The organism is Sodalis sp. (in: enterobacteria) (assembly GCF_047607725.1).
Taxonomy (GTDB): domain Bacteria; phylum Pseudomonadota; class Gammaproteobacteria; order Enterobacterales; family Enterobacteriaceae; genus JBLKSS01.
Genome location: NZ_JBLKSS010000170.1, coordinates 1 through 8,491 on the forward strand (window position 1 = coordinate 1; position 8,491 = coordinate 8,491).

The window sequence follows — 8,491 nt, forward strand, 5'->3', positions numbered from 1 at the left end:
CCCCCGGAAGCTAAAAGTCTCCAGAGTATGGCGGAACAGAAGATGAGCGATCGGACAGAATCGGAATCGCTGATCGGGCGACCGGAATCAGTGATCGGGTGAAATCGGAATCAGTGATCGGACGTGACCGGAACCAGCACCTGGGAGCGGGGCGGGCGTTACATTACCCCCCAGCAGTGCCAATACGCCCTGCAGTGTTTGCGGTGCGTAGGGCCAGCGCCGGAGGGCGCAGGAACGCAGGTACACGGCGCGCCCCAACCGGGGGACGCGCCCGTGACCAGTCCAGATGACGCTTAGGCACAAGACGCGTCCCTATCAGGTGCAGGCGACGCGCAGGCAAAAGCCCCTTTTAGCCGATAGTCATCAGAGTGGCATTGCCGCCTGCGGCGGCGGTATTGACGCTGATTGCGCGTTCGATTAACAGCCGTTCCAGCGCTATCTGGCTGTCGCCGCGGGCGTAACCTTGTACCGCTATCAATGGGCCAGGACGTGCTGCAAGCGTTTGTGCCAAACTTCGCAACTGGTCGGAGTCACCATGAAACAGCACGGCATCCAGCGTGATGTTCTCCTGGCTCCAGTCCGCCACCAGAGTGATACGCTGCTGGACAGGGTCGGGCAACGCGGCGAACAGCCGGCGGCACTGAGGCGACGACGCCCACAGCGCCCGTGCGCCAATGCTGGTGACCGCCGCGAGTTGCAATAACAGATCAGGCTCCTGATCCGCTAGGCATAAAATGCGCTCGCGCGGTAGCAGCCGATAGCTGTTTTGTTCGCCGGTGGGGCCGGTTAGCAGACGCACGCTGCCCGCCTGCGATATGTCGCCCAGGCGCCGACAATGCGCGGCAAGCGTCGGATGATGTGTTTCCATCCAGGTGACCAGGGCAGGGTGCGCCTGCTGTAATGCTTCCCGTCGGCTGAAATCCGGTGCCTGCACCGCATCCAGCGCCTGCAGCGCGGGCAGTACCGCATCATCACGACGCTGGGACAGTAAGCGGTATAGATACAGCGGGCCGCCGGCCTTAGGACCGGTTCCCGATAACCCTTCGCCGCCGAAGGGCTGGACGCCCACCACGGCGCCGACGATATTTCGATTGATATAGCAATTGCCGACGTGTGCCCGCTCGGTAACGCGGTGGATAGTCTCATCTATGCGGGTATGCAGCCCTAACGTGAGGCCGTAACCGCTGGCGTTAATTTTGTCGATGATGCTATCGAGCTCGCTGCGCCGATAGCGCACAACATGCAACACCGGTCCAAAGACCTCCTCGGTAAGCTCGTCGACGCTGTTGAGTTCAATCAGGGTTAAGGGAACGAAGGTGCCCTGTGCGCCACAGCCGCCATCGGGCGCATCGGTTTGCCAGACGGCATGGCCCCGCTCGCGCAGCGCGGCGATGTGGTTGTCAATGGCCGCTTTGGCGCTGGCGTCAATAACCGGGCCGACATCGGTGGCAAGGTGTTCCGGGTTGCCCTGCGTACATTCAGCCATGGCGCCGCGCAGCATACGCAATGTCCGATCGGCGACATCGTCTTGGATACACAGCAACCGTAATGCCGAACAGCGCTGCCCGGCGCTGTCGAAGGCCGAGGCCACGACGTCGGTGACCACCTGTTCCGTCAGCGCGGAAGAATCCACCAACATGGCGTTAAGACCGCCGGTTTCGGCAATAAGGGGTACCGGTCGTCCCTGCGGATCCAGCCGCGCGACGAGGGTATTTTGCAGCAGTCTGGCCACCTGGGTCGAGCCGGTGAACATGACCCCTCGAACGCGCGGATCCGCCACCAGCGCGGCACCGACGGTTTCCCCCTCGCCGGGCAGCAGTTGCAGCACGCCTTCGGGAACGCCGGCCTCCAGCATCAGCGCGACCGCCCTGGCGGCAATCAGCGGCGTTTGCTCCGCCGGTTTGGCCAATACCGTATTCCCCACCGCCAGCGCGGCAGCGATTTGACCGGTAAAAATCGCCAGCGGGAAATTCCAGGGGCTGATGCACACCACCGGCCCGAGCGGACGGTAGCTGTCGTTATCAAAATCCCGCGCTATCTGACAGGCATAGTAGCGTAGGAAATCCACCGCCTCGCGCACCTCTGCCACGGCATTGCTAAAACTCTTGCCCGCCTCGCGCACCAGCAGGCCGATGAGCGGCTGCATCTCCGCTTCCAGACGGTTAGCGGCCTCTTGTAGCACCGCGGCGCGCTCGGTGGGCGGCGTAGCGGACCAGAGCGCACCGTGATGAGCGGCGGCGGCCAACGCCTGCGTTACCTCTTCACGCGTGGCGGGCCGGCATTCACCCACCACATCCCGATTGTCCGCCGGATTGCGCACCGGATGCATCGGCCCGTCGCTCGCCTCGCCGAAGATGACCGGCGCGGCCTGCCAAGTTTGATGTTCACTATTAAGCAACGCGGCCGATAGGGACGCCAGGCGGTGCTCATTGGCCAGATCCAGCCCGGCGGAATTGCGCCGCTGTGGGCCATAAAGATCGCGCGGCAAAGGGATCTTCGGATGGGGCAGGCCCACGCGTCCTTCTCGCGCCGCGAGCGCGGTCACCTCCTGCACCGGATCGGCAATGAGCTGCTCCAGCGGCACGGTGGTATCGGCGATGCGATTGACGAACGAGGTATTGGCGCCATTTTCCAGCAAACGCCGCACCAGATAGGCGAGCAGGGTTTCATGCGTGCCGACGGGGGCATATATCCGACAGGGCCGGTTGAGTTTGCCATCGGCGATTTTGCCCACCACCTGCTCATAAAGCGGTTCGCCCATGCCGTGCAGGCACTGGAACTCGTACTGCCCCGGGTAGTAATTTTGGCCGGCAAAATGGTAAATCGCCGCCAGGGTATGGGCGTTGTGGGTGGCGAACTGCGGATAAATATGGTGCGGCACGGAGAGCAATTTGCGCGCACAGGCAAGATAGGAAAGGTCGGTATAAACCTTGCGGGTAAATACCGGATAATCCTCCAATCCCTCTATTTGCGCGCGTTTAATTTCACTGTCCCAATAAGCGCCTTTCACCAGCCTTATCATCAGGCGGCGCTGGCTGCGCTTGGCGAGATCAATCAACTCATCGATCACTTGCGGGCAGCGTTTCTGGTAAGCCTGAATGACGAAGCCGATGCCGTTCCACCCCGCCAGCTCCGGCTCGAAGCAAAGTTTGGCCAGTAAATCGAGGGAAATTTCCAGCCGGTCGGCTTCCTCCGCGTCGATATTCAGGCCGATATCGTATTGCCGCGCCAGTAGGGTAAGGCGCAACAGCCGCGGATAAAGCTCCGTCATTACACGTTCATATTGGGCTCGACAGTAGCGCGGATGCAGCGCAGAAAGCTTGATGGAAATCCCCGGCCCCTCATAAATACCGCGGCCGCTGGAGGCCTTGCCGATGGCGTGGATCGCCTGCTGGTAGGAAAGCAGGTAGGCCTGGGCGTCCTCTTCCGTCAGCGCGGCTTCCCCCAACATGTCGTAGGAGTAGCGGAATCCCTGTTGTTCCAGGCGATGCGCATTGGCCAGCGCCTCGCCGATGTGTTCGCCGGTCACGAATTGTTCGCCCATGAGTCGCATGGCCATATCTACGCCCTTGCGGATGAGCGACTCGCCGCTTTTGCCGATGATGCGATTGAGGGAGCGCGACAGGCTGGCTTCATTGTGGGTCGCGACCAACTTGCCGGTAAACAACAGACCCCAGGTGGCGGCATTGACGAACAGCGACTGACTGCGGCCCAGATGGGTTTGCCAGTTGCCATTGCTGATTTTGTCCCGAATCAAGGCATCGCGCGTGGCTTTATCCGGGATACGCAACAGCGCCTCGGCCAGGCACATCAGCGCGACGCCCTCCTGGGAGGAGAGGGAAAACTCCTGCAAAAGATCCTGGACCATTCCCCCCGCGCGACCGCCGCTGCGCTTTTGATGGCGCAACTGGTGGGCCAGTTTGCCGGCCAGCGTCTGAATGGATTCCGCCATCGGCGCCGGGTGCCGAGCCTGATCTAAAAGCCAGGGTACCGCCTCGGTTTCCGGGCGGTGCCAGGCGGCGGTGACGGCGGCCCGCGTTATCGACTGCGGCAGGATCTGTTCTGCCAAGTCGATAAACGGCTGACGTGGCTCTTCGGCGTCTCTTGGCGCATCGTCCGTTTCCGCCTGCGCAGCCGGAAGCGGCAGAGCAAAGGTTGCACCTTGTTCCAACGCATCCAGGTAATGGAAAATGGCTTGCTTAATCAGCCAGTGTGGCGTGCGATCAAGTTGGCGCGCCGCCTGTTTGATACGTTCACGCGCCGCATCATCCAATTTCACTCCCATTGTGGTTGTACCCATGCTCTTCCCGTTCCGCCTGTCAAATGTGCCCATACTATCGCTAATGTTGCAACTTAGTGCAACCCTGTAAACGGAGGATTACGCGATGGTTAACGGCCGTTTTGCGTCTGTGATCACGCCTTGCGGGGTGAACGGCAGCCGGCCCGTAGCGGATGCATTAGTGGCCTTAATCGGTATTGACGTGAGTTCAAACGGGGTCGCAGTCAATAATGATGCGCGGTTAACGGCAACTTAAATGAAAAAAAAGTTGCATTGGGACGGCAATCTGTAGCAATGTCATTATACTAAAGGCAACAAGCGGCGTTTCTACCGTGTCGTTGTCACGGTTACAATGGGGATCGCTAATGACAGTGTCCTGCTACGGGCTGAATACTGAACATCATTCCTTATCAATTACCCCCCGATGCATCGGCGGATACCGCTTCGAGACCCCTTTTCCCCCTTATTTTCCTTTCGTCATCTCGTTAGGATACCGGATCTGTTCCCTTTTACCCCCGGTGAAAGACCCACAGCACCGTGTGTTTTCCGGCGGTCGCGCAGGCCCATCACCTTCTCCATTGGCTCTCTATGGCTTGAAGGAAGCCGCAACCTCATCTGTATGTGAAGCGTAATCACATGGCCTGGTCCATGTGGAGAGTGAACAAACTGTAAGGTGCCACTATGGGAAGACAAAAAGCAGTGATCAAAGTTCGTCGTGAAGCAAAACGCGTCATTCGTCGCGAGTCACGCAATCACAAAATGCGTGAAGAGGACTCGGTCACTTCTCTTGTTCATATGAGCGGGATTGAATCAATCGGCATGGCGCGCGACAGCCGCGATACGTCGGCGATAGAAGCGCGTAACGAGGTTCAGGAGCAGTACCTGACGGCCATTGAAACCAGACAGTTGATCTTCGCCACCGGTGAAGCCGGTTGCGGTAAAACTTTCCTAAGCGCCGCCAAGGCGGCGGAAGCGTTAATTCATAAAGAGGTTGAGCGGATAATTGTTACCCGGCCCGTGTTGCAGGCGGATGAGGATCTGGGGTTTCTTCCCGGCGATATCGCCGAGAAATTCGCCCCGCATTTCCGTCCGGTCTATGACATTTTGCTGCGGCGGCTAGGGTCGTCCTTTATGCAGTATTGTCTGCGTCCGGAAATCGGCAAGGTGGAAATCGCGCCCTTTGCCTATATGCGCGGCCGAACGTTTGAAAATGCGGTGATCATTTTGGACGAAGCGCAGAATGTGACGGTCAATCAGATGAAGATGTTCCTGACCAGATTAGGGGAGAATGTCACGGTCATCGTTAACGGCGATGTGACGCAGTGCGATTTACCGCGCGGGGTAAAATCCGGGCTGGCGGACGCGCTGGAACGGTTTCAGGAGGATGATGACATGATCGCTATCATTCGTTTCAGCCAGCAGGACTGCGTGCGGTCAGCGCTGTGTCAGCGTACCCAGAGCGCGTACGGCTAGGTGGTTTTAGGTACAAAAAAAGCCCGGGTGAAAACCCGGGCTTTCTTATTGGGATTCTGGCGCTGGTGGTGAGGGAGGGATTCGAACCCTCGATACACTTTCGCGTATACACACTTTCCAGGCGTGCTCCTTCAGCCACTCGGACACCTCACCACGCGTTAACCGCTGGCTCAACGGGGCGTTACTATAGGGATTCGCCCCTTTACGGTCAAGTATAATTTTGGCAACAAATACTGATTGCTCACGGCGTGAGCGTTTATTCGATTTGTCATTGATAGCTATTGCGGCGCCCGCGATGGCGGCAAGATCCCGTTAGCGAATTGCCGGGCATTACGCCATAAGGACGGCATCGTAACTTAGCAAAAAGGGCAAAAGGCAATAAATTTTGCCGGAGCAGGGCGGGGGAGTGAGTCAACATTGAATCGCTTCAGGCTGCATGCACGATAAAAGAGGAAACCGCACCCACGCTTTGAATAAATAGGCAGGTGATGCGGTTCCCGGTTGAACACGCCCTGGATAAGCGGCGGAGGCATGTTTACGGCGTTTCACCGGCTGCTGGGCTGGCCTTTTAATCAATGAAGAAACTGCCCCACTTATGCTGTATTTCCTCTGGATAAATACGGCACAACCCTCCCCCCGGGGTAAAGGTCAATTCACCGAAGTAGATTTTGTCGTTGGCCTCATAAAAGTCGATGCGCAGATAAGAGAAATCTTTGGCTATCCGTTTGGCAAGCGAGGTCATTAGGGACAGATGTTTCGGCTTCGCCATCGGTACCGGGCTATTTTGTAATCCCATACGAATATCGGTGCGCTGCCAGTTTTCGTCGAAAACGTCCCGGCGATGCGCGCCAAAACGATCGTAATCAATCTGGATGAAGATATTCATCTCGCCCTGACGGTTAAAACAATGGAACTTGATATCGTTTGGCACATGCCCGTCAACCAGCAGCAGCTCCTCCACCAACAGGCAAGGTTTAATGTTTTTATAGTGCTTTTCGCGCGACATTTTATAAAAACTGCTTTTCGTCCAAAATCGGGTAGTGGCGCTGAGTTCTGCAAAGGTGATCGCCGATTTATCATAAACCACCTGATTGAAGCCTGAACCGTGGTTAGCCTTTATGACAAAGGACGACGGCAGGGAGGCGAAAATGTCTTCCGTGAGCTCATCACAGCGGCAATATTGCTTGATCAAATACTCTTCGCCAATGGTGGCGGCAATATACTTTCTGACTTTGTGTTTATCCGCTAATTCGGTATAAATCATTTTCAGCCATAGATTCCGAAGCGTAATCTTTTCGCTAAACGTGGTAGGGTGTATTAAGTTTGGCCATTTTTTTAATACCCGTGAATATTTAAGCTGATGATAAAGTAAGTCAGGTAAAAATTTTATAGCGGTTTTAGCGATTGTATTTAGCATAATGTTTAACCTCAGAAATTAACGTAAGCGCCCCGTGGAGGACGTCTTGAATTATTGGTGGGTTTGTTGTATGAGACAGTAAACCTACGTTACACGCTTATGCTCATTGCATTTTCACATTATATTGATTTTAATAACTTTTATTTCCATCCCGGTTTGAATGATATGAAATTAGTGGTTCTGAAGTTTGTGATAGTGTCCATTAAAATTTAAGTAGACACTATCATCGCCGGATTATCCATGATCTGACAGCCGTCCCTTATAGGATGCGGGTTCACTAGGCATCGTAGTGGAACATATTCTTACCGAGCCCTACAACAAACCCACCAATAATTCAAGACGTCCTCCACGGGGCGCTTACGAAAATAATGCCCAGGGAGACCCTGCAAAACACAGCACAGAGAATGCGGATTAAACCTGTCAGCCGGATGGCCAGACAATGGGAATCAGTTGGCAGCCAGTCTGCTCATATTCGACGCCATTTACGCCAGCTGTTTTGTACTCTGAACTTTTCCAGCGTGACACCTGAATGCCCCTGGCTTGCTGCGCTGGCATGGGTCAGGGTGACATTCTCCAAGCAGTTGCGGCTGACGCAGCGACCGCTGGCAGAATGCCCACCGGCCACGCTTCCGCCACGACTGAGAACCTGGTTACTGAGCGTTGATGAAAAAGATAAGCCGACAGGGCTTCATGCCAGCCGTTATGAATTCTGGTTGTACCGGCAAATCAGAAAACGACTGGAGGCAGGAGAGCTTTATTTTGATGACAGTCTGCAGCACCGACACCTTTCAGACGAGCTGGTTTCCGTAGAGGATAACTCCGATATTCTAGCGCAGATGGATATCCCGTTTTTACGTACTCCAGTCGGGCAGCAACTGGATGCACTGACCCGCGAATTGCATGATCAGTGGATGGCGTTCAACAGGGAGCTTAAGCAGGGTAAGTTGTCACATCTAGAATTTGATCATGATACACAGAAATTAAGCTGGCGTAAGTCGGACATGACCGGGCAATCGGACAGTGTGACGGACTTCTAGTCACAGCTTCCCCTGATTGAGCTGACGGATATTTTTCGCTTCGTTAATCAACAGTGTCAATTTCTTGCGGTGCTGACACGCTGCAACCCCTGTATGTGAAAACGGGAGCTGATGCAGACAGTCTGATGGCAGTAATAATCGCACATGTGGGGTGGCAAGCATTTCTGGACTATCAAAGGGAACGTTGGATTAGTCGTAAGCCCTTTATTGGCGCGGCTTACAACGATTTTAAGGATTCTGGACTCATTGCAAAAAAATGATCAGAAAATGATTTTTTTGCACTAT

General features: G+C 55.6%; 4 protein-coding genes, 1 tRNA gene and 1 pseudogene. 3 read left to right on the forward strand and 3 right to left on the reverse strand.

From position 1 onward, the window contains the following. Positions 1 to 349: 349 nt before the first annotated feature. Positions 350 to 4,300 carry a trifunctional transcriptional regulator/proline dehydrogenase/L-glutamate gamma-semialdehyde dehydrogenase gene (gene putA, locus ACMX3H_RS14800; RefSeq protein ID WP_415211389.1) on the reverse strand — a complete coding sequence of 1,317 codons (3,951 nt, stop codon included), beginning with the start codon at positions 4,298 to 4,300 and terminating at the stop codon, positions 350 to 352. Positions 4,301 to 4,960: 660 nt separating this feature from the next. Here putA and phoH point away from each other — a divergent pair. After that, complete coding sequence (phoH, locus tag ACMX3H_RS14805; RefSeq protein ID WP_415211390.1) at positions 4,961 to 5,752, forward strand: phosphate starvation-inducible protein PhoH; 792 nt, start codon at positions 4,961 to 4,963, stop codon at positions 5,750 to 5,752. A gap of 63 nt (positions 5,753 to 5,815) precedes the next feature. On the opposite strand, the gene ACMX3H_RS14810 is transcribed toward phoH, so the two are convergent. Next, positions 5,816 to 5,905, reverse strand: a tRNA-Ser gene (locus tag ACMX3H_RS14810). Positions 5,906 to 6,320: 415 nt separating this feature from the next. Then, complete coding sequence (locus ACMX3H_RS14815) at positions 6,321 to 7,016, reverse strand: ATP-grasp fold amidoligase family protein (protein WP_415211391.1); 696 nt, start codon at positions 7,014 to 7,016, stop codon at positions 6,321 to 6,323. Between the two features lie 442 nt (positions 7,017 to 7,458). Between ACMX3H_RS14815 and ACMX3H_RS14820 the strand changes: the two genes are divergently transcribed. Next, on the forward strand, positions 7,459 to 7,584 hold the full coding sequence (locus ACMX3H_RS14820) for a hypothetical protein (RefSeq protein ID WP_415211392.1): 126 nt from the start codon (positions 7,459 to 7,461) through the stop codon (positions 7,582 to 7,584). Further along, positions 7,532 to 8,349 (forward strand): annotated as a pseudogene (locus ACMX3H_RS14825) (Tn3 family transposase); the annotation flags it as partial. The gene ACMX3H_RS14820 and the pseudogene ACMX3H_RS14825, both read left to right, overlap by 53 nt. Positions 8,350 to 8,491 lie beyond the last annotated feature (142 nt).